The organism is Enterobacter asburiae (genome assembly GCF_001521715.1).
Taxonomy (GTDB): domain Bacteria; phylum Pseudomonadota; class Gammaproteobacteria; order Enterobacterales; family Enterobacteriaceae; genus Enterobacter; species Enterobacter asburiae.
This window is the reverse complement of the sequence record NZ_CP011863.1, coordinates 2,600,268-2,621,512: the sequence shown is the minus strand read 5'-3', so window position 1 is coordinate 2,621,512 and position 21,245 is coordinate 2,600,268. Positions and strand designations below refer to the sequence as shown.

At 57.0% G+C, this 21,245-nt stretch carries 15 protein-coding genes; 13 read left to right on the top strand and 2 right to left on the bottom strand.

Going from position 1 to position 21,245, the window contains the following annotated elements; all coding sequences use genetic code 11:
• Positions 1 to 212: 212 nt before the first annotated feature.
• From ACJ69_RS12735 to ACJ69_RS12675, 13 genes are all read left to right on the top strand, one after another.
• Positions 213 to 5,165 (top strand): alpha-2-macroglobulin family protein, encoded by a 4,953-nt coding sequence (locus ACJ69_RS12735; protein WP_059347142.1) that lies wholly within the window; start codon positions 213 to 215, stop codon positions 5,163 to 5,165.
• 1 nt (position 5,166) lies between these two features.
• On the top strand, positions 5,167 to 7,491 hold the full coding sequence (pbpC, locus tag ACJ69_RS12730; protein ID WP_059347141.1) for a peptidoglycan glycosyltransferase PbpC: 2,325 nt from the start codon (positions 5,167 to 5,169) through the stop codon (positions 7,489 to 7,491).
• A 156-nt stretch (positions 7,492 to 7,647) separates the two neighbouring features.
• On the top strand, positions 7,648 to 8,079 hold the full coding sequence (ndk, locus tag ACJ69_RS12725) for a nucleoside-diphosphate kinase (protein WP_003860625.1): 432 nt from the start codon (positions 7,648 to 7,650) through the stop codon (positions 8,077 to 8,079).
• Between the two features lie 169 nt (positions 8,080 to 8,248).
• On the top strand, positions 8,249 to 9,415 hold the full coding sequence (locus tag ACJ69_RS12720) for a bifunctional tRNA (adenosine(37)-C2)-methyltransferase TrmG/ribosomal RNA large subunit methyltransferase RlmN (protein ID WP_014171168.1): 1,167 nt from the start codon (positions 8,249 to 8,251) through the stop codon (positions 9,413 to 9,415).
• Positions 9,416 to 9,708: 293 nt separating this feature from the next.
• Positions 9,709 to 10,722 carry a cytoskeleton protein RodZ gene (gene rodZ, locus ACJ69_RS12715; protein WP_029740679.1) on the top strand — a complete coding sequence of 338 codons (1,014 nt, stop codon included), beginning with the start codon at positions 9,709 to 9,711 and terminating at the stop codon, positions 10,720 to 10,722.
• A 26-nt stretch (positions 10,723 to 10,748) separates the two neighbouring features.
• Complete coding sequence (ispG, locus tag ACJ69_RS12710; RefSeq protein WP_023308814.1) at positions 10,749 to 11,867, top strand: flavodoxin-dependent (E)-4-hydroxy-3-methylbut-2-enyl-diphosphate synthase; 1,119 nt, start codon at positions 10,749 to 10,751, stop codon at positions 11,865 to 11,867.
• Between the two features lie 80 nt (positions 11,868 to 11,947).
• The gene (hisS, locus tag ACJ69_RS12705) at positions 11,948 to 13,222 is read left to right on the top strand and encodes a histidine--tRNA ligase (protein ID WP_059347140.1); all 1,275 of its coding nucleotides are present in this window, start codon (positions 11,948 to 11,950) and stop codon (positions 13,220 to 13,222) included.
• Between the two features lie 13 nt (positions 13,223 to 13,235).
• Entirely contained in the window at positions 13,236 to 13,856 is a 621-nt protein-coding gene (locus ACJ69_RS12700; protein WP_048976611.1) for a YfgM family protein, read from the top strand.
• A gap of 10 nt (positions 13,857 to 13,866) precedes the next feature.
• Positions 13,867 to 15,045, top strand: a complete 1,179-nt coding sequence (bamB, locus tag ACJ69_RS12695; RefSeq protein ID WP_054829690.1) for an outer membrane protein assembly factor BamB — start codon at positions 13,867 to 13,869, stop codon at positions 15,043 to 15,045.
• Between the two features lie 112 nt (positions 15,046 to 15,157).
• Entirely contained in the window at positions 15,158 to 16,630 is a 1,473-nt protein-coding gene (gene der / locus ACJ69_RS12690) for a ribosome biogenesis GTPase Der (RefSeq protein ID WP_023308811.1), read from the top strand.
• Positions 16,631 to 16,929: 299 nt separating this feature from the next.
• Positions 16,930 to 18,474, top strand: coding sequence for a peptide MFS transporter (locus ACJ69_RS12685; RefSeq protein WP_059347139.1), 1,545 nt, complete (start codon positions 16,930 to 16,932; stop codon positions 18,472 to 18,474).
• Between the two features lie 58 nt (positions 18,475 to 18,532).
• Complete coding sequence (locus ACJ69_RS12680; protein WP_059347138.1) at positions 18,533 to 19,567, top strand: Gfo/Idh/MocA family oxidoreductase; 1,035 nt, start codon at positions 18,533 to 18,535, stop codon at positions 19,565 to 19,567.
• A 50-nt stretch (positions 19,568 to 19,617) separates the two neighbouring features.
• The gene (locus ACJ69_RS12675; protein WP_029741663.1) at positions 19,618 to 19,839 is read left to right on the top strand and encodes a zinc ribbon domain-containing protein; all 222 of its coding nucleotides are present in this window, start codon (positions 19,618 to 19,620) and stop codon (positions 19,837 to 19,839) included.
• Here the strand turns inward: ACJ69_RS12675 and ACJ69_RS12670 are convergent.
• Together ACJ69_RS12670 and ACJ69_RS12665 are read right to left on the bottom strand one after the other, a co-directional pair.
• Positions 19,836 to 20,186: a protealysin inhibitor emfourin gene (locus tag ACJ69_RS12670; protein WP_054829689.1), complete on the bottom strand. Its 351-nt coding sequence runs from the start codon at positions 20,184 to 20,186 to the stop codon at positions 19,836 to 19,838. The two genes, ACJ69_RS12675 and ACJ69_RS12670, sit on opposite strands and share 4 nt — an antisense overlap.
• On the bottom strand, positions 20,187 to 21,206 hold the full coding sequence (locus ACJ69_RS12665; RefSeq protein ID WP_059347137.1) for a M4 family metallopeptidase: 1,020 nt from the start codon (positions 21,204 to 21,206) through the stop codon (positions 20,187 to 20,189).
• Between the last annotated feature and the right edge of the window lie 39 nt (positions 21,207 to 21,245).

Here is a 21,245-nt window from a genome sequence, read left to right as displayed (position 1 = left end):
GCCAGCTATCTTCTTGTTTTAAAAACAAATGACTTGAAAGGTAACATGTGACGTTATGCACTGTGATCGCGGTTCCATCACGGTGTAGCGACGTGATGTCATTCTGCGAGGCGCTTTCCAGATTTTAAAATTGATCTTTTTGAATTAATGAAACTTGCGGATAATACTTATCCGGACGACGACCAACAGGCTCCATGGGCCAGGGATAAAGGATGAAACCGTTTCGCTTAGCCGCGCTCTCTCTTGCGCTGCTTACCACGTTTACGCTTGTCGGCTGTGATAACAGCGACGATAAATCTCAGGCTGCGGCTCCCGCGGCATCCACCGCATCTACACCGAAAGCTGCAGAAAAGCCTAATGCTGAAACGCTGGCTAAACTGGCTGCCCAGAGTCAGGGAAAAGCGCTGACGTTGCTGGATACCTCAGAAGTTCAGCTCGACGGTGCCGCCACGCTGGTGCTGACCTTTTCTGTTCCGCTAAATCCCGATCAGGATTTCGCCAAAACGGTGCATGTCGTGGATAAGAAAAGCGGTAAGGTTGACGGGGCGTGGGAACTTGCGCCTAACCTGAAAGAGCTTCGACTGCGCCATCTGGAGCCTAACCGTAACCTGGTCGTCACCGTTGAACGTGACCTGCAGGCGCTGAACAAGGCGACGTTTGGCATTGATTATGAAAAAGCCCTGACCACCCGGGACATTGAACCCACCGTTGGTTTTGCCAGCCGCGGCTCGCTGCTGCCGGGTAAGGTGGTGGAAGGTCTGCCGGTGATGGCGCTCAACGTCAACAATGTCGACGTCAACTTTTACCGCGTGAAGCCGGAATCGCTGGCCTCCCTTGTCAGCCAGTGGGAGTACCGTAACTCGCTGACCAACTGGGAATCCGATAACCTGCTGAAGATGGCGGAGCTGGTTTACACCGGTCGATTCGATCTTAATCCGGCACGCAATACGCGCGAAAAATTGCTGTTGCCCCTGAAGGATATTAAACCGCTCCAGCAGTCTGGCGTTTATATCGCGGTCATGAACCAGGCAGGGCACTACAACTACAGCAACGCCGCAACGCTCTTTACCTTAAGCGATATTGGTCTGTCCGCTCACCGTTACCATAACCGCCTGGATATTTTCACTCAGAGTCTGGAAAACGGTGCGGCGCAGTCCGGCGTGACCGTCACGCTGCTGAACGACAAAGGCCAGACGCTCGCCGAGGCAAATAGCGACGCTGACGGTCATGCGAAGCTTGAAACGGACAAAGAGGCCGCGCTGATTCTGGCCAGTAAAGATGGCCAGACCACGCTGCTTGACCTCAAGCTACCTGCACTCGACCTGGCAGAGTTTGATATCGCGGGGAGCCCCGGCTACAGCAAGCAATTCTTTATGTTTGGCCCGCGCGATCTCTATCGTCCGGGTGAAACGGTGATCCTCAACGGCTTACTGCGCGACAGTGACGGTAAGCCGCTTCCGGATCAGCCCGTGAAGCTTGACGTGCTGCGCCCGGATGGACAGGTCGCGCGTACGATTGTCGTCAAGCCAGAGAACGGGCTCTATCGCTTTAACTATCCGCTGGACAGCGGGGCGCAGACCGGTATGTGGCATATCCGCGCCAACGCGGGCGATAACCTACAGCGCATGTGGGACTTCCACGTCGAAGACTTCATGCCAGAGCGTATGGCGCTCAACCTGAGCGGACAAAAAACGCCGGTTTCACCGCAGGATAACGTGGACTTTAACGTGGTGGGCTATTACCTGTATGGCGCCCCGGCCAACGGTAATTCTCTGCAGGGCCAGCTTTTCCTGCGTCCGCTGCGTGACGCGGTGGCTGCGCTGCCGGGCTTCCAGTTTGGCGATATCGCCGAGGAGAACCTGAGCCGCAGCCTGGATGAAGTTCAGCTTACGCTTGATGAGCAGGGGCGTGGGCAGGTTTCTACCGAAAGCCAGTGGAAAGAGGTGCATTCTCCGCTGCAGCTGATCCTGCAGGCCAGCCTGCTGGAGTCGGGCGGTCGTCCGGTGACGCGTCGCGCTGAGCAGGCCATCTGGCCGGCGGCTGAGCTGCCGGGTATCCGCCCTCAGTTCGCCAGTAAAGCCGTTTACGACTACCGAACCGATACCACCGTCAACCAGCCGATTGTTGACGAGAACGGCAATGCCAGCTTCGACATCGTTTACGCCGATGCCAGCGGAGCGAAAAAAGCGGTTTCAGGGTTACAGGTTCGTCTCATTCGCGAGCGCCGTGACTACTTCTGGAACTGGTCTGAGAGCGAAGGCTGGCAGTCTCAGTTCGATCAGAAAGACCTGGTTGAAGGCGAGCAGGAGCTGACTCTCAAGGCTGACGAGACGGGTAAAGTCACCTTCCCGGTGGAGTGGGGCTCATACCGTCTGGAGGTTAAAGCGCCTGATGAGATGGTTAGCAGCGTGCGCTTCTGGGCTGGCTACAGCTGGCAGGATAACAGCGACGGCACCGGGGCCGCTCGGCCTGACCGCGTGACGCTGAAGCTGGATAAGCCAGCCTATCAGCCAGGCGATACTATTAACCTGCACATTGCAGCGCCGTCAGCAGGTAAGGGCTATGCGATGATTGAGTCCAGCGAAGGGCCGCTGTGGTGGAAAGAGATTGACGTACCGGCAAACGGGCTCGATCTCGCTATCCCGGTCGACAAAGCCTGGAAACGTCACGATCTCTACCTGAGTACGCTGGTGGTGCGTCCTGGTGATAAATCCAAATCCGCCACGCCGAAACGCGCGGTCGGCCTGCTGCATCTGCCGATGGGCGATGAAAATCGCCGTCTGAACATTGCGCTCGATAACCCGCAGAAAATGCGTCCAAACCAGACGCTCTCGGTGAAGGTGAAAGCCAGCGTGAAAGAGGGTGCGGTGCCGCAGAAAGTGAACGTGCTTGTCTCGGCGGTGGACAGCGGCGTGCTGAATATTACCGATTACGTTACGCCCGATCCGTGGCAGGCTTTCTTCGGCCAGAAGCGCTACGGCGCGGATATCTACGATATCTACGGACAGGTCATCGAAGGGCAGGGCCGCCTGGCCGCGCTGCGCTTTGGTGGTGACGGTGATGAGCTGAAGCGCGGCGGTAAGCCGCCGGTGAACCACGTCACCATTATTGCCCAGCAGGCACAGCCGGTTACGCTGGATGCCAACGGAGAAGGCACAATTACGCTGCCGATTGGTGATTTCAACGGCGAGCTGCGTCTGATGGCGCAGGCCTGGACGGAAGACGATTTCGGCAGCAGTGAAAGCAAGGTTGTAGTGGCCGCGCCGGTCATTACCGAGCTTAACACGCCGCGCTTCCTGGCAAGCGGGGACACCTCACGGCTGACGCTGGATCTCACCAACCTGACCGACAAGCCGCAAACGCTGAATGTCGCCCTGACCGCGACAGGCAAACTGTCGCTGGAAGGCGGGCAGCCGCAGCCGGTTCAGTTGTCTCCGGGCGCGCGCAGCACCCTGTTTATTCCGGTGCGTGCGCTGGAGGGTTATGGTGACGGTGAGGTGACCGCTCAGGTGACCGGCCTGCAGCTTCCGGGCGAGACTTTCGCACCGCAGCAAAAGAGCTGGAAAATCGGCGTGCGTCCGGCGTTCCCGGCGCAGACGGTGAATACCGGTGCCATGCTGAACCCCGGCGAGTCCTGGACCGCACCGGCGCAGCATAGTAACGGTTTCTCTCCTGCTACCCTGCAGGGACAACTGCTGCTGAGCGGCAAACCACCGCTTAACCTGGCGCGCTATATTCGCGAACTGCAGGCGTATCCGTATGGCTGCCTGGAACAGACCACCAGTGGCCTGTTCCCGTCGCTCTACACCAACGCGGCGCAGCTGACTGCACTTGGCATCAAGGGCGACACCGATGACAAGCGCCGTGCGGCGATTGATATTGGCATCTCTCGCCTGTTGCAGATGCAGCGTGAGGACGGTGGTTTTGCGCTGTGGGATAAAAACGGTCCGGAAGAGTACTGGCTGACGGCCTACGTGACCGACTTCCTGGTGCGCGCGGGCGAGCAGGGTTACAGCGTACCTGCCGATGCAGTGAATAACGCCAATAACCGCCTGCTGCGCTACCTGCAGGATCCGGGAATGATGTCCATTCGCTACAGCGATGATACTCAGGCCAGCAAGTTTGCCGTGCAGGCCTATGCCGCGCTGGTGCTGGCACGTCAGCAAAAAGCGCCGCTGGGCGCGCTGCGTGAAATCTGGGATCGCCACGAGCAGGCGGCTTCCGGGCTGCCGCTGATGCAGCTGGGCATGGCGCTCAAACTGATGGGCGATGCGCCGCGAAGCCAGCAGGCGCTGGATCTGGCGCTCAAAACATCGCGTAACGACAGCAAAACCTGGATGGCCGATTACGGCAGCCAGCTTCGCGATAACGCGCTGATGCTCTCTCTTCTGGAGGAGTACAAGCTGCTGCCTGATGCGCAAAATACGCTGCTGAATGCCCTGTCTGAACAGGCCTTCAGCCAGCGCTGGCTGTCAACGCAGGAGAGCAATGCGCTGTTCCTGGCTGGACGCTCGCTGCAAACCCTGTCTGGTGCGTGGCAGGCGAAAACTTCGCTGTCTGAGACCGCATCAGGCGGCGATAAGTCACTGGTGCAAAACGTGAGCGGCGACGAGCTTGGCGCGCTGCAGGTGACCAATACCGGGACAACACCGCTGTGGGTACGCCTGGACAGCACCGGTTATCCGGAATATGCCCCTCAGCCGAGCGCGAACGTGCTGCAGGTGGAACGTCATATCCTGGCAACCGACGGCAGCAGTAAATCGCTCTCTTCGCTGAAGAGCGGTGAGTTGGTGCTGGTGTGGCTGGAAGTTAAAGCCAACCAGAACGTGCCGGATGCGCTGGTGGTGGATCTGCTCCCTGCGGGTCTGGAGCTCGAAAACCAGAACCTGGCGAGCAGCAGCGCCAGCCTGCAGGACAGCGGCAGTGAGGTACAGAACCTGCTCAGCCAGATGCAGCAAGCGGACATTCAGCATATGGAATTCCGCGACGACCGCTTTGTGGCTGCCGTGCCGGTAAACGAAGGTCAGCCGGTCACGCTGGTTTATCTGGCCCGTGCCGTGACGCCGGGAACCTACCTGGTGCCGGTGCCGATGGTGGAGTCTATGTACGTTCCGCAGTGGCGGGCAACGGGGGCGGCCAGCGGCCCGCTGATTGTTGTTCCATAATATGCGAATGGCACGTCTGACACGCTCCCGCTGGCTATGGCTGGCGGGAGCGCTTCTCGTTTTATGGGGGCTGATCGTCGCCGCCGACCGCCTGTGGCCGTTGCCTCTGAAAGAGGTTAACCCCGCCCGGGTGGTGGTGGATGAGAAGGGCACGCCGCTCTGGCGTTTTGCCGATAGCGACGGTATCTGGCGCTATCCGGTTACGATTGAAGAGGTCTCTCCCCGCTATCTTGAGGCGCTGATCCAGTACGAAGATCGCTGGTTCTGGGATCATCCTGGCGTAAACCCGCTCTCTGTTCTGCGCGCCGCCTGGCAGGATCTCAGTTCTGGCAAAGTCGTCTCTGGCGGCAGTACGCTCACCATGCAGGTGGCACGCCTGCTGGACCCGCATCCGCGCACCTTTGGCGGCAAAGTTCGTCAGCTCTGGCGGGCGATGCAGCTGGAGTGGCACCTCTCTAAACGCGATATCCTGACGCTCTATCTCAACCGTGCCCCCTTTGGCGGCACGCTGCAGGGCGTTGGGGCGGCAAGCTGGACCTATCTTGGCAAACCGCCGTCGCAGCTCAGCTATTCCGAAGCGGCGCTGCTGGCGGTATTGCCGCAGGCACCCAGCCGCTTACGTCCGGACCGCTGGCCTGACCGGGCCGAGGCGGCGCGCAACAAAGTGCTAGACCGCATGGTAACGCAGGGCGTCTGGTCCGCGAAGCAGGTCATAGAATCACGGGAGGAGTCGGTATGGCTGGCGCCCCGGCAGATGCCGCAGCTGGCGCCGCTCTTTGCACGCATGATGCTAGGCAAAAGCCGCGACACTAAAATTGTCACCACGCTGGATGCCGGACTACAGCGGCAGCTGGAAGAACTGGCGATGAACTGGAAATCTCGCCTGCCAGCACGCAGCTCGCTGGCGATGATCGTCGTGGATCACACCGATATGAAAGTGCGTGGCTGGGTCGGCTCGGTGGATATTAACGATGACACGCGTTTCAGCCACGTGGATATGGTCAATGCGATCCGATCCCCGGGATCGGTGTTAAAGCCCTTTATTTACGGTATGGCGCTGGACGATGGCCTGATCCATCCCGCCTCGCTGCTCCAGGACGTTCCCAGAAAAACCGGTGATTATCGCCCAGGGAATTTTGATAGCGGGTTCCACGGACCGGTCAGCATGAGTGAAGCGTTGGTGCGCTCCCTCAACCTGCCCGCGGTACAGGTACTGGAAGCCTACGGGCCAAAACGGTTTGCCGGGATGCTGAGCAACGCGGGATTGCCGCTGATCCTGCCCGCGGGGGCGCAACCGAATCTGTCCCTGATCCTCGGCGGGGCAGGCGCGCGGCTGGCGGATATCGCCGCTGCCTACAGCGCCTTTGCCCGACACGGTAAGGCGGGAAGGCTGCGGTTACAGCCGGGCGATCCGCTGATTGAACGTCCGCTGCTGTCGAAAGGCTCGGCGTGGATTATTCGCCGTATTCTGGCGAACGAGGCGCAGCCGCTGCCGGATAATGCGTTACCGCAGATCGCGCCGCTGGCGTGGAAAACCGGCACCAGCTACGGCTACCGCGATGCCTGGGCCATCGGTCTGAATGCCCGTTACGTGATAGGCATCTGGACCGGACGACCGGACGGCACGCCCGTAGCGGGGCAGTTTGGTTTCGCCAGCGCGGTTCCGCTATTAAACCAGGTCAATAACCTGCTTCAGTCGCGCTCAACGGTAGACGAGGCCCGCCTGCCGCGCGACCCGCGTCCGGAGAGCGTCGGGCGGGGCGTGATCTGCTGGCCGGGCGGCCAGTCGCTGCCGGAAGGGAGTGAAAACTGTCGGCGTCGCCTGTCGACCTGGCTGCTGGAAGGGAGTGAGCCGCCCACGCTGCTATTGCCCGAACAGGAAGGGATACGCGGCATTCGTTTTCCGGTCTGGCTGGATAAAACGGGTAAACGCGTGGCGGCAGATTGCCCTGATGCAACTGAAAAAGTCCTTGATGTCTGGCCGCTGCCGCTGGAGCCTTGGCTGCCGGCGACCGAGCGTCGTGCGGTACGGGTCCCTCCTTCATCAACCACCTGTCCTCCGCTGTCGCAGGACGCACCTGCGCCACTCATCCTGACAGGCGTGCGCGAAGGGGCCGTCATCAAACGTCTGCCGGGGGAATCCCGCGTTTCGCTGCCGCTTCAGGCGACCGGCAATAGCGGTGAGCGCTGGTGGTTTTTGAACGGTGAACCGCTGAATGTGAAGGGAAGAGTTTACACATTACTGCTTGATAAATCGGGCGATTATCAGTTACTCGTTATGGATGAGACCGGGCAGGTCGCGACGGTGAATTTTACGCTGCAGTGATCTGAAAACAGCTTTCAGATGTGAGCTGTTGCTAAAACTCGTCTTATTTTAAAAAAATGTTACCTGAATCCATAGGCAATGGCGCTATTGCTCATTATAATCCGCGCCACACCATACTCAGGTATGCAAAACAACAGAACATTGACAGAGGTTATCATGGCTATTGAACGTACTTTTTCCATCATCAAACCAAACGCGGTGGCAAAAAACGTTATTGGCAGCATCTTCGCTCGCTTTGAATCAGCAGGGTTCAAAATTGTTGGCACCAAAATGCTGCACCTGACCGTTGAGCAGGCTCGCGGCTTCTACGCTGAGCACGAAGGTCGCCCATTCTTTGACGGCCTGGTTGAGTTCATGACCTCCGGTCCAATCGTGGTATCCGTGCTGGAAGGCGAAAACGCAGTACAGCGTCACCGCGATCTGCTGGGCGCAACCAACCCGGACAACGCGCTGGCAGGTACTCTGCGCGCTGACTATGCGGACAGCTTCACCGAGAACGGCACCCACGGTTCTGACTCTGTTGAATCTGCTGCACGCGAAATCGCTTTCTTCTTCGCAGAAGGCGAAGTGTGTCCACGCACCCGTTAATTTAACGGTTTCGTTTACACATTATTTTCGTAAATGCCGCGTCCAAACGTGGCATCCCTGCGCCAGACTTTGTACAATGCAACGCCCCGGACGAGCAGACTGCTTTCCGGGGCGTTTCTATTCAACCCTCCATGGGCCATAACGTGTAACAACGAGGCCGGAAAATATTATGTCTGAATTAGTGAATACCTCCGAAGTCGCCATTCCTGCGGTTCCCAATAAAAATGGAAAAATCAACCTGCTGGATCTGAACCGTCAGCAGATGCGCGAGTTCTTTAAAGAGATGGGCGAAAAGCCGTTTCGTGCCGATCAGGTCATGAAGTGGATGTACCATTACTGCAGCGACAATTTTGATGACATGACTGACATCAACAAGGTCCTGCGCAACAAGCTTAAGGAAGTGGCTGAAATCCGCGCACCGGAAGTGGTGGAAGAGCAGCGCTCAGCGGATGGCACCATCAAATGGGCGATTGCGGTAGGCGATCAGCGTGTTGAGACCGTCTATATCCCGGAAGAAGACCGCGCCACGCTGTGCGTCTCCTCTCAGGTAGGCTGTGCGCTGGAGTGCAAATTCTGCTCAACCGCGCAGCAAGGCTTTAACCGTAACCTGCGCGTGTCCGAAATTATCGGCCAGGTCTGGCGTGCCGCGAAAATCGTGGGTGCGGCAAAAGTAACCGGTACGCGTCCTATCACCAACGTGGTGATGATGGGGATGGGTGAGCCGCTGCTGAACCTGACCAACGTCGTTCCGGCGATGGAAATCATGCTGGATGACTTCGGTTTTGGTCTGTCCAAGCGTCGCGTCACGCTGTCTACCTCTGGCGTTGTGCCTGCGCTGGACAAGCTGGGCGATATGATTGACGTTGCGCTGGCGATCTCCCTGCATGCACCAAACGATGAAATTCGTGACGAAATTGTGCCGATCAACAAAAAGTACAATATCGAAACCTTCCTCGCTGCGGTGCGTCGCTATCTGGAGAAATCCAACGCCAACCAGGGCCGCGTCACCATCGAGTACGTGATGCTTGACCACGTCAACGACGGTACCGAACATGCGCATCAGCTGGCTGAACTGCTGAAAGATACGCCATGTAAAATCAACCTGATCCCATGGAACCCGTTCCCGGGCGCGCCGTATGGCCGTAGCTCGAACAGCCGTATCGACCGTTTCTCCAAGGTGCTGATGGAGTATGGTTTCACCACCATCGTGCGTAAAACCCGTGGTGATGACATTGATGCAGCATGCGGACAGCTGGCAGGTGATGTTATTGACCGTACCAAACGTACCCTGCGTAAACGCATGCAGGGCGAGACGATCGCGGTTAAAGCTGTTTGATTATTATGCACTCACGGCGCATTATCTGCGCCGTGAAGCATACTCTTACTGAATAATCAGTCAGATTCGTGATGACTGAACAATAATTACGGTGCGTTTCATCCGACTTTCGGGCAGTATGTAACGACGTAACAACAGTTTAGCCGTACGGGCAGGGCTGTACTGTCATCTCCGGGCTGACAGTCTTATACTCTCTGTTCAAGGTTAACTGACCAGAAGTTTCGCGGTGCGGGTGGCATTGTGACTCACCGGCACCTGAACCCTTATTTTTCACGTACCAGTAGTTGTAGCGAATGAATACTGAAGCCACTCACGACCAACATGAAGCACTCTCCACTGGCGTTCGTCTTCGCAACGCCCGTGAACAACTCGGACTCAGCCAGCAAGCCGTTGCGGAACGCTTGTGCCTGAAGGTTTCCACGGTTCGCGATATTGAAGAAGATAAGGCACCTGCCGATCTGGCTTCAACGTTCTTGCGCGGTTATATCCGCTCTTACGCAAAACTGGTGCATATCCCCGAAAACGAATTACTGCCAATGATGGAGAAGCAGGCACCGGTCCGTGCAGCGAAAGTTGCGCCGATGCAGACCTTCTCCCTGGGGAAACGTCGTAAAAAACGCGATGGTTGGCTGATGAGCTTTACCTGGCTGGTGCTGTTTGTGGTGATCGGTCTGACCGGCGCATGGTGGTGGCAAAACCACAAGGCCCAGCAGGAAGAGATTACTACTATGGCCGATCAATCCTCCGCCGAACTCAACCAGGCCGGAAGTGAGAACGGTCAGAGCGTGCCGCTGAATACCGACGGCGCAGCTTCCTCAAGCGAGCCACAGACCGCAGCGCCAGACGCGTCGGCGACCGATGCTGCACAGGCTCCGGTAGCAACGGCTAACACCGCTGCGCCGCAGGCTCAGGATCAAAACGCGGTTGTTGCCCCTTCTCAGGCTAATGTTGATACTGCGGCGAACGCGCCTGCGGCTACTCAGCCTGCAGACAATAGCGCAGCGAATCTGCCAACCAGCCCGGCAGGTACGGCGACAGCAGCCGATCCCAACGCACTGGTGATGAACTTCAGCGCCGACTGCTGGCTGGAAGTGACTGACGCGACAGGTAAAAAACTGTTCAGCGGCCTGCAGCGTAAAGATGGCACGTTAAACCTAACCGGCCAGGCTCCCTATAAACTTAAAATCGGCGCTCCGGCAGCGGTACAGATCCAGTATCAAGGAAAACCTGTCGACCTGAGCCGCTTTATCAGAACTAACCAGGTTGCACGTCTTACCGTTAATGCCGAACAATCAGCAGCACAGTAACAGACGGGCAACGCGGGAGATTTTTCATGCATAACCAGGCTCCGATTCAACGTAGAAAATCGAAACGGATTTACGTTGGGAATGTGCCAATCGGCGATGGGGCACCTATCGCCGTTCAGTCGATGACCAATACGCGCACCACCGATGTGGAAGCGACGGTCAATCAAATCAAAGCATTAGAACGTGTAGGCGCGGACATTGTTCGCGTCTCCGTCCCGACCATGGATGCCGCTGAGGCGTTCAAACTGATCAAACAGCAGGTCAGCGTTCCGCTGGTGGCTGATATCCACTTCGACTATCGCATCGCACTGAAAGTGGCCGAATATGGCGTTGATTGCCTGCGCATTAACCCGGGCAACATCGGTAACGAAGAGCGTATCCGCATGGTTGTGGACTGCGCCCGCGATAAAAATATTCCTATCCGTATCGGCGTTAACGCCGGTTCCCTGGAAAAAGACCTGCAGGAAAAATACGGCGAGCCGACGCCACAGGCGCTGCTCGAATCCGCGATGCGCCATGTGGATCATCTCGATCGTCTTAACTTTGACCAGTTTAAGGTCAGCGTAAAAGCGTCCGACGTGTTCCTGGCGGTTGAATCTTATCGCCTGCTGGCAAAGCAGATCGACCAGCCTCTGCACCTCGGGATCACCGAAGCGGGAGGCCTGCGCAGCGGCTCTGTTAAATCCGCGATCGGTCTGGGACTGCTGCTCTCTGAAGGGATCGGTGACACCCTGCGCGTCTCGCTGGCGGCCGATCCGGTCGAAGAGATCAAAGTCGGTTTCGATATCCTGAAATCACTGCGTATTCGCGCGCGTGGGATCAACTTCATTGCCTGCCCAACCTGCTCACGTCAGGAGTTTGATGTGATCGGGACGGTGAATGCCCTGGAGCAGCGTCTGGAAGATATTATCACCCCGATGGACGTCTCCATCATCGGCTGCGTGGTAAACGGTCCGGGTGAAGCGCTGGTGTCAACTCTGGGCGTGACCGGCGGTAACAAGAAAAGTGGTCTCTATGAAGATGGCGTTCGTAAAGATCGTCTGGATAATAGCGACATGATCGACCAGCTTGAAGCCCGTATCCGCGCCAAAGCCGCTATGATGGACGAAACACAGCGTATCAGCGTTCAGCAGGTTGAAAAATAACGTGATGGGAAGCGTGCCGCTTCCCATGTATGATTGAACCCATTCTTTGGGTTTTTTTTGTATATAGAAAGAGAATAAACGTGGCAAAAAACATTCAAGCCATCCGCGGCATGAACGATTATCTGCCTGGCGAAACCGCCATCTGGCAGCGCATTGAAGGCACACTGAAGCAGGTGCTCGGCAGCTACGGTTACAGCGAAATCCGTTTGCCGATTGTAGAGCAGACCCCGTTATTCAAACGCGCGATTGGTGAAGTCACCGACGTGGTTGAAAAAGAGATGTACACCTTTGAGGACCGCAACGGCGACAGCCTGACCCTGCGTCCGGAAGGTACGGCGGGCTGCGTACGCGCCGGCATCGAACATGGTCTTCTGTACAATCAGGAGCAGCGCCTGTGGTATATCGGCCCGATGTTCCGCCACGAACGTCCTCAGAAAGGTCGTTATCGCCAGTTCAATCAGCTGGGTGTGGAAGTCTTTGGCCTGCAGGGCCCGGACATTGACGCCGAACTGATTATGCTGACCGCCCGCTGGTGGCGCGCCCTCGGTATCGCCGATCACGTTTCCCTTGAGCTGAACTCTATCGGATCTCTGGAAGCACGCGCTAACTACCGCGATGCGCTGGTAGCGTTCCTGGAACAGCATAAAGAGAAGCTGGACGAAGACTGCAAACGTCGCATGTACAGTAACCCGCTGCGCGTTCTGGATTCCAAAAACGCGGATGTTCAGGCACTGCTGAACGATGCGCCTGCGCTGGGTGACTACCTGGATGAAGAATCTCGCGAACACTTCGCGGGCCTGTGCAAGCTGCTTGAAGCGGCAGGCATCGCCTATACCGTGAACCAGCGCCTGGTGCGCGGTCTGGACTACTACAACCGTACCGTGTTTGAGTGGGTGACCACCAGCCTCGGTTCTCAGGGCACCGTATGTGCGGGCGGCCGTTATGACGGTCTGGTTGAGCAGCTTGGCGGTCGCGCAGCCCCGGCTGTTGGCTTCGCGATGGGCCTTGAGCGACTTGTTTTGCTGGTTCAGGCAGTTAATCCGGAATTTAAAGCAGATTCCGTTGTCGATATATACCTGGTGGCTTCAGGCGCGGAAACGCAGTCTGCGGCGATGCAGCTTGCCGAACGCGTGCGCGATGCGCTGCCGGGCGTTAAGCTGATGACCAACCATGGCGGCGGCAACTTCAAAAAACAGTTTGCTCGTGCCGATAAGTGGGGCGCAAGTATTGCACTGGTGCTGGGCGAGTCCGAAGTGGCTAACAGCGAAGTGGTGGTGAAGGACCTGCGCTCTGGTGAGCAGACAACGGTAACGCAGGACGGCGTTGCGGCGCACTTGCGCACTCTATTGGGCTAAGGAGAAGGACTGCGTGGAAATTTACGAGAACGAACACGATCAGGTCGACGCGATTAAACGCTTCTTTGTTGAAAACGGCAAAGCGCTGGTTGTTGGGGTTATTTTAGGTGTCGGTGCGCTGGTGGGCTGGCGTTACTGGAACAATCATCAGGCGGATTCCGCGCGCGGCGCGTCACTGTCTTATGAAACTACCGTTAGCGCAATTCGTGCCGATCAGCCGCAAACGCTGACTGCGGCAGAAAAATTTGCGGCTGACAACAAAAACACCTACGGTGCACTGGCTGCGCTGGAAGTGGCTCAGCAGTACGTTGATAAGAACGAACTGGATAAAGCCGCTGCACAGCTCTCGCAGAGCCTTGCTGCGGCCAGCGATGAGAACCTGAAAGCGGTGATCAATCTGCGCCTGGCACGTATTCAGGTTCAGCAGAAGAAAGCTGACGATGCGCTGAAAACGCTCGATACCATCAAAGGCGAAGGTTTTGCTGCCATCGTTGCCGATCTGCGCGGTGAAGCACTGCTGAGCAAAGGTGACAAAGCGGGCGCGCGTAAAGCGTGGCAAGCTGGCGTAGAGAGCAATGCTTCACCTGCGCTGAGCGAAATGATGCAGATGAAAATAAATAATTTGTCCGTCTGAGAGGGACCCGATGCAATTGCGTAAATTACTTCTGCCAGGACTGCTTTCTGTTACGTTATTGAGTGGTTGTTCACTGTTCAGTGGCGAAGAAGACGTTGTGAAAATGTCCCCACTGCCGACGGTTGAAAACCAGTTTACCCCATCCACCGCGTGGGATGTCTCCGTGGGCAATGGGATTGGTGATTTCTATTCCAACCTTCATCCGGCGTATGCAGACAGCGTTGTCTTTGCCGCTGACCGCAAAGGTACCGTGAAAGCGGTGAACGCCGATGACGGGAAAGAAGTATGGTCCGTTAACCTGGCGGAAAAAGACGGCTGGTTCTCCCGTAAACCTGCACTGCTGTCTGGCGGTCTGACCGTTGCCGGTGGCCATGTCTACGTGGGCAGCGAAAAAGCGCAGGTTTATGCGCTGAACAGCAGCGACGGTTCTATTGCCTGGCAAACAACCGTAGCAGGTGAATCCCTGTCTCGTCCGGTAGTAAGCGACGGTCTGGTGCTGATTCATACCAGCAACGGCCAGCTGCAGGCGCTGAACGAAGCTGACGGTCTGGTGAAATGGACCGTTAACCTGGATATGCCTGCGCTTTCTCTGCGCGGCGAATCCGCACCGGCTACCGCATTTGGTGCTGCCATTGTGGGCGGTGACAACGGTCGCGTGAGCGCAGTGCTGATGCAGCAGGGCCAGATGATCTGGCAGCAGCGTATCTCTCAGGCCACTGGCTCAACGGAAATTGACCGTCTGAGCGACGTAGACACAACGCCGGTCATCGTTAACGGTGTGGTTTACGCGCTGGCCTATAATGGCAACCTGACCGCGCTGGATCTGCGCAGCGGCCAGATCATGTGGAAACGTGAGCTGGGTTCTGTGAACGATTTCATCGTTGAGGGCAACCGCATCTATATGGTCGATCAGAACGACCGTCTGCTGGCGCTGAGCACCGAAGGCGGCGTCACGCTGTGGACGCAAAGCGATCTGCTGCACCGTCTACTGACCGCGCCTGCGCTGTACAACGGTAGCCTGGTGGTTGGCGACAGCGAAGGGTATATGCACTGGATCGATCCGGATAACGGCCGCTTTGTTGCACAGCAAAAAGTCGACAGCTCTGGCTTCCTGACCGATCCGGTTGTGGCCGACGGCAAACTGCTGATTCAGGCAAAAGACGGCACGCTGTACGCGATCACGCGTTAATTACCCGGCGGTTGTAGTATACTAAACGGCTCCTGTTCACTCAGGAGCCGTTTTGACATTTTTAAAAACGCCGCGAAAGCGACGTTATTTTGAATTTTATGAGGCTTCAAACATGGTACCTGTGGTCGCGCTTGTCGGGCGCCCTAACGTTGGAAAATCCACTCTTTTTAACCGTTTAACACGCACCCGTGATGCGCTGGTTGCGGATTTCCCGGGGCTGACGCGTGACCGTAAGTACGGTCGTGCAGAGGTGGAAGGACGCGAGTTCATCTGTATTGATACCGGTGGTATTGACGGCACAGAAGACGGCGTCGAAACCCGCATGGCGGAACAGTCGCTGCTGGCGATTGAAGAAGCGGATGTGGTGCTGTTTATGGTGGATGCGCGCGCTGGCCTGATGCCGGCGGACTCCGCTATTGCCAAACACCTGCGTTCACGCGAAAAGCCGACCTTCCTGGTGGCGAACAAAACTGACGGCATCGATGCCGATCAGGCCGTCGCGGATTTCTGGTCTCTGGGCCTGGGTGAAATCTACCCGATTGCGGCATCGCATGGCCGTGGCGTGACCAGCCTGCTGGAAACCGTTCTGCTGCCGTGGGTTGATGAAGTGAACCCGCCGGAAGAAGTCGACGAAGACGCTGAATACTGGGCGCAGTTCGAAGACGGAGAAGAGGGCGAAGAAGAGCCTGAAGACGACTTCAACCCGCAGGATCTGCCGATCAAGCTGGCTATCGTGGGTCGTCCAAACGTAGGTAAGTCTACGCTTACTAACCGTATTCTGGGTGAAGAGCGCGTGGTCGTTTACGACATGCCGGGCACCACCCGTGACAGTATCTACATTCCTATGCAGCGCGACGAGCGCGAGTATGTCCTCATCGACACCGCCGGGGTGCGTAAGCGCGGGAAAATCACCGATGTGGTGGAAAAATTCTCGGTTATCAAAACCCTGCAGGCGATCGAAGATGCCAACGTAGTGCTGCTGGTCATCGACGCACGCGAAGGTATCTCCGATCAGGATCTCTCTCTGCTCGGCTTTATCCTCAATAGTGGGCGCTCACTGGTTATCGTGGTCAACAAGTGGGATGGCCTGAGCAATGAAGTGCGCGAGCAGGTGAAAGAGACCCTCGACTTCCGTCTGGGCTTTATCGACTTCGCCCGCGTGCACTTCATCTCTGCGCTGCACGGCAGCGGCGTGGGTAACCTGTTCGAATCCGTACGTGAAGCGTATGACAGCTCCACCCGTCGTCAGAGCACCGCGATGCTGACCCGCATCATGAACATGGCTGCAGAAGACCATCAGCCGCCGCTGGTGCGCGGCCGTCGCGTGAAGCTGAAATATGCCCACGCCGGTGGTTATAACCCGCCAATCGTAGTAATTCACGGCAACCAGGTGAAAGACCTGCCGGATTCCTACAAGCGCTATCTGATGAACTACTTCCGTAAATCGCTGGACGTAATGGGCACGCCTATCCGTATCCAGTTTAAGGAAGGGGAAAACCCGTTTGCCAACAAGCGCAACACCCTGACGCCAAACCAGATGCGTAAGCGTAAGCGTTTGATTAAGCACATTAAGAAAAGCAAATAAGCTTTGCCTGCTTCACGAAAGCCCGCGTTTATCGCGGGTTTTTTTTGCCCAATCATACAGCCGGTTTTCTCTGTGTGAAGTCAATCACTATTCACTTTTAACCAAGTTTAAATCTAAGAAAGTAGACAATCGTCGAATTTTCATCTTAAAGTCCAGGGTCCGGTACTAGACAAAACTAGCGCCTGGTTATCAAATGGTTAACTAACTTTTCGCCGCATGTAAAAAATCGGCCAGATACGTAACTGGCCGGCGTACCTGCTGGTGTTTACAAGCACGACGACATACTTTTCGGGAGAATTATGCAATCCACTGTTAATCAAAAAGAGAGCCGAACGTTCTTCGGCCATCCGTATCCGCTCGGTTCCCTGTTCTTCACCGAGATGTGGGAGCGTTTCTCGTTTTACGGCATTCGTCCGTTACTGATCCTGTTTATGGCCGCCACCGTCTATGACGGCGGGATGGGCCTGGCGCGTGAAAACGCCTCGGCGATTGTCGGTATCTTTGCCGGTACCATGTACCTGGCCGCGCTGCCGGGCGGCTGGCTGGCCGATAACTGGCTCGGTCAGCAGAGAGCCGTCTGGTACGGTTCGATCCTGATTGCGCTCGGACACCTGTCGATCGCGCTCTCTGCGGTGATGGGGAACAACCTGTTCTTTATCGGCCTGATGTTCATCGTGCTTGGCTCCGGGTTGTTTAAGACCTGTATCTCGGTGATGGTCGGCACCCTGTATAAAAAAGGCGACGCGCGTCGTGACGGCGGTTTCTCGCTGTTCTATATGGGCATCAACATGGGCTCGTTCATCGCGCCGCTGATTTCCGGCTGGCTGATCAAAACCCACGGCTGGCACTGGGGCTTTGGTATTGGCGGCATCGGGATGCTGGTGGCGCTGATTATCTTCCGCGTGTTTGCCGTTCCGGCGATGAAACGCTATGACGGCGAAGTCGGCCTCGACTCCACCTGGAACAACCCGGTGGTGAAGCGTAACGGCGTGGGCGTTTGGCTGCTGGCGCTGGCAGCAGGCGTGGCAACGATCGTGACGCTGATTGCGCAGGGCGTGATTGTGATTAACCCGGTCGCGGTAGCCAGCGTGCTGGTCTACGTGATTGCGGCGTCCGTAGCCCTCTACTTCATTTATCTGTTTGTTTTTGCAGGGCTGAACCGTAAAGAGCGCGCCAGGCTGCTGGTCTGCTTTATTCTGCTGATCTCCGCGGCGTTCTTCTGGTCCGCGTTCGAACAAAAGCCAACCTCATTCAACCTTTTTGCCAACGACTACACTAACCGCATGATTGGCGATTTTGAAATCCCGGCGGTGTGGTTCCAGTCGATTAACGCCCTGTTCATCATCCTGCTGGCACCGGTGTTTAGCTGGGCATGGCCGAAGCTCGCGAGCAAAAACATTCGCCCGAGCAGCATCACCAAGTTTGTTATCGGTATTCTGTGTGCGGCGGCGGGCTTTGGCCTGATGATGCTGGCGGCACAGAACGTGCTGAGCAGCGGTGGAGCGGGCGTATCGCCGTTCTGGCTGGTGGGCAGCATCCTGATGCTGACGCTCGGCGAACTGTGCCTGAGTCCGATTGGCCTGGCGACCATGACGCTGCTTGCGCCGGAAAGAATGCGCGGCCAGATGATGGGGCTGTGGTTCTGCGCCAGCGCACTGGGTAACCTGGCGGCGGGCCTGATCGGCGGCCACGTGAAGGCCGATCAGCTGGATATGCTGCCGGATCTCTTTGCTCGCTGCTCCATCGCGCTGCTGATCTGTGCCGCGGTACTGATCGTCCTCATTGTTCCGGTGCGCCGCATGCTGGAAAATGCGCAGACTAAACCGGCAGCTAACGCCTCATAAACCTCGATCTTGCCGGGGCGGCGTTATGCCCCGGCAATTTACTCAACGAGGTAAGAACATGCTGTTAGGGTTTGTTGGTCTTGGCGCAGTCGTTGAAACAGCTTACCTGCCCACAATACGAAAATGCTTTGATAATCTCCCTCACTGTCTGGGTTTTGATATCCAGCCCGTAAAACAGCCGGAGGGCGTAACGCGCTGTGCCACACTGGCTGAACTCCTCTCCCAGCCGCTTGATACCCTGTTTATTACCACGGCGTCGCTGCACCATCTTGAGGTGCTTGAACACGCTCTCGCCTCATCGGTTTCCCGCATCGTGGTTGAAAAACCGATTGTCGCCACGCTTCCCCAAATAGAAAAACTCAACGCGCTGCTGGCGAACCCCGACGCCGCCTCCCGCTTGCTGGCGCTCGATCACTGGATGGCGCGCATCGAAACGGTGAAGCGGTCGCTTGTAGGCAGCATCTCTGACATCGTCAAAATCGACGGTTTTTTGCAGGAGCCGAGCGGATATAACGCTGCAGGGGAGCCCATCGCGCTTAACTTTGCCACGGGCGAGCCGGACGCGCGTACGCTTCTCCACCCTGATGGAGTGATTCTGGATATCGGTACGCACGTGCTGGCGATGCTGCGCGAAACGGTGCGCTATCTGGGCGGGAATGATGAGATGACGCTGCGGGTCGTCACGGCTAAAGACCGCCTGGGTCGCGATATCGCAAAAGGCGACCTGACCACGGCGGAAGGCGAGGCGCATCTTCAGGGAAGCATCAGCGGCGTGCCGGTGGATATCTGGCTTAACAAATACGCGGGACCCGCGGGCGGGCAAAAAGGCTTACGGCTCTGGTTGCGCGACGGGCGGACCATCAGCTACGACCGGCGCGGTGCTGAAGATGTACTGGAGCTGATAAATGGCAACACGCGACAATGCTGGGAAATCCCCGGTACGATCTACGAGCACTGTCTTGCAGAGCATATCCTGGGTGCCAACAGCCTGTTTGAACGGGATCCGCAAGAGGTGAGCCGCACAACGCGCCGCAGGATAGAGGAAGTAACGCTGCTGCTGACGTTACAACAGCAGCTGCGTGGCCCGCACTGAACGTAACGTGGTAAAATTACCGCAGACCTGAACGCTTTAAAGGAGTCACCATGACGATTACCTGCCCGGAATGCCAGGCACCGCTGGAGCCCCTGAACGGGGTAGCGCACTGCGACAGCTGTAATAAAGACATTGCGCTTGAAGCCCGCTGCCCGGAATGTCATCAGCCACTCCAGGTATTAAAGGCCTGCGGGGCGGTGGACTATTTCTGCCAGAACGGCCACGGCCTTATCTCTAAAAAACGCGTGGAGTTTGTTCGGGCCGAAGGTTAATCGCAGACGCAGCCTTCGCCTTTCTTCCACAGCTCGACCAGCGACTCGGGCGCTTCCTGCTCGGGCACCAGCACGATGATATCGGCATAGTGCGCCTGATTTTGCCCGGTCCAGATAATCTGGATGCGGAAATAGCGCTGGTCGCCGCTGCCGGGTGAAGAGGCTTGCCCGGGCGGCTGGCCGCGTGGAAAAGCCTGCTCCAGGATGCTCACCAGGCGCTGGCGCTGGGCATCATTGAGCGAGGAGAGCGCGATGGTGCGCTGTCCGCTCAGCTTGGGAATAAAAGCGACGCCGCCTTCCCGGGCCAGCTCAACCACGGCGTCATCCGTCAGTTCCGGAACCTGCATTTACAACACTCCCACCTGTTCCCAGGCTTGTTTAATGGCCGCACCAGCGTCGCTGCCGGAGCGTTTCTCTCCGTGCGCGATCGTCAGTTTTGCGAAGGCCTCAAAATCCGCATCCTGCGCCAGTTTGCGATCGCAAACCGTGTCGTACCAGGCATAACCCGCTTTTTCCCAGGCGTAGCCGCCGATCGCCGTCGAGGCCAGATAAAATGCCCGGTTGGGGATGCCGGAGTTCAGGTGCACGCCGCCGTTATCCTCGCGCGTTTTAATGAAATCTTTCATGTGGGCAGGCTGCGGGTCTTTGCCGAGCAGAGGATCGTCATAGGCGGTGCCGGGTTCAGACATTGAGCGCAGCCCTTTGCCGTTGATCCCTTTCGCCAGCAGCCCTTCACCAATGAGCCAGTCAGCTTTATCGGCGGTTTGCTTCAGATGGTACTGTTTGACCAGCGAGCCAAACACGTCCGACAGAGACTCGTTCAGCGCGCCCGACTGTTCAAAATAGATAAGCCCGGCTTCGGTCTCGGTCACGCCGTGGCTCAACTCGTGCGCCACCACGTCGATGGCGATGGTAAAGCGGTTAAATATTTCCCCGTCGCCGTCGCCAAATACCATCTGCTGTCCGTTCCAGAAGGCGTTCTGATATTCCCGGCCATAGTGAACGGTGCCGGTCAAAATAAGCCCTTTATTATCGAGCGAATCACGCTGATATTCTTTCCAGAAGAAATCATGGGTGATACCTAAATAGTTATAAGCTTCATCCACCGCCACATCGCCGTTCGACGGCTGGCCTTCGTAACGCACCTGGGTACCCGGCAGCTCCTGGGTCTGCTTCGCGTCGTAAATATCGCGCTCCAGCTGTCCGGCTTTATTCACGTGCGGCGCGGCGGGTTTGCCGGGCATGTGGGCCATCAGCGTCTGGACATGAGTTAACGTCTGACGGGCACAGCGCTGCTGCGGTTCGGAGCCGCTTTCGATAATACGACGAAGAATATAAGGGGGAATAACGCTATGAAGATGGGGCATGCTGCTCTCCTTATTAAAAAAGGGAATAGCAGCAGTATA

What these genes read in the sequence shown, in the direction of transcription:
- ACJ69_RS12665 (WP_059347137.1), bottom strand. Translation starts at nt 21,206, where the DNA reads ATGCCCCATCTTCATAGCGTTATTCCCCCTTATATTCTTCGTCGTATT.
- ACJ69_RS12735 (WP_059347142.1), top strand. Translation starts at nt 213, where the DNA reads ATGAAACCGTTTCGCTTAGCCGCGCTCTCTCTTGCGCTGCTTACCACG.
- der (WP_023308811.1), top strand. Translation starts at nt 15,158, where the DNA reads ATGGTACCTGTGGTCGCGCTTGTCGGGCGCCCTAACGTTGGAAAATCC.
- ispG (WP_023308814.1), top strand. Translation starts at nt 10,749, where the DNA reads ATGCATAACCAGGCTCCGATTCAACGTAGAAAATCGAAACGGATTTAC.
- ACJ69_RS12680 (WP_059347138.1), top strand. Translation starts at nt 18,533, where the DNA reads ATGCTGTTAGGGTTTGTTGGTCTTGGCGCAGTCGTTGAAACAGCTTAC.
- pbpC (WP_059347141.1), top strand. Translation starts at nt 5,167, where the DNA reads ATGCGAATGGCACGTCTGACACGCTCCCGCTGGCTATGGCTGGCGGGA.
- bamB (WP_054829690.1), top strand. Translation starts at nt 13,867, where the DNA reads ATGCAATTGCGTAAATTACTTCTGCCAGGACTGCTTTCTGTTACGTTA.
- ACJ69_RS12720 (WP_014171168.1), top strand. Translation starts at nt 8,249, where the DNA reads ATGTCTGAATTAGTGAATACCTCCGAAGTCGCCATTCCTGCGGTTCCC.
- ACJ69_RS12670 (WP_054829689.1), bottom strand. Translation starts at nt 20,186, where the DNA reads ATGCAGGTTCCGGAACTGACGGATGACGCCGTGGTTGAGCTGGCCCGG.
- rodZ (WP_029740679.1), top strand. Translation starts at nt 9,709, where the DNA reads ATGAATACTGAAGCCACTCACGACCAACATGAAGCACTCTCCACTGGC.
- ACJ69_RS12675 (WP_029741663.1), top strand. Translation starts at nt 19,618, where the DNA reads ATGACGATTACCTGCCCGGAATGCCAGGCACCGCTGGAGCCCCTGAAC.
- ndk (WP_003860625.1), top strand. Translation starts at nt 7,648, where the DNA reads ATGGCTATTGAACGTACTTTTTCCATCATCAAACCAAACGCGGTGGCA.
- ACJ69_RS12685 (WP_059347139.1), top strand. Translation starts at nt 16,930, where the DNA reads ATGCAATCCACTGTTAATCAAAAAGAGAGCCGAACGTTCTTCGGCCAT.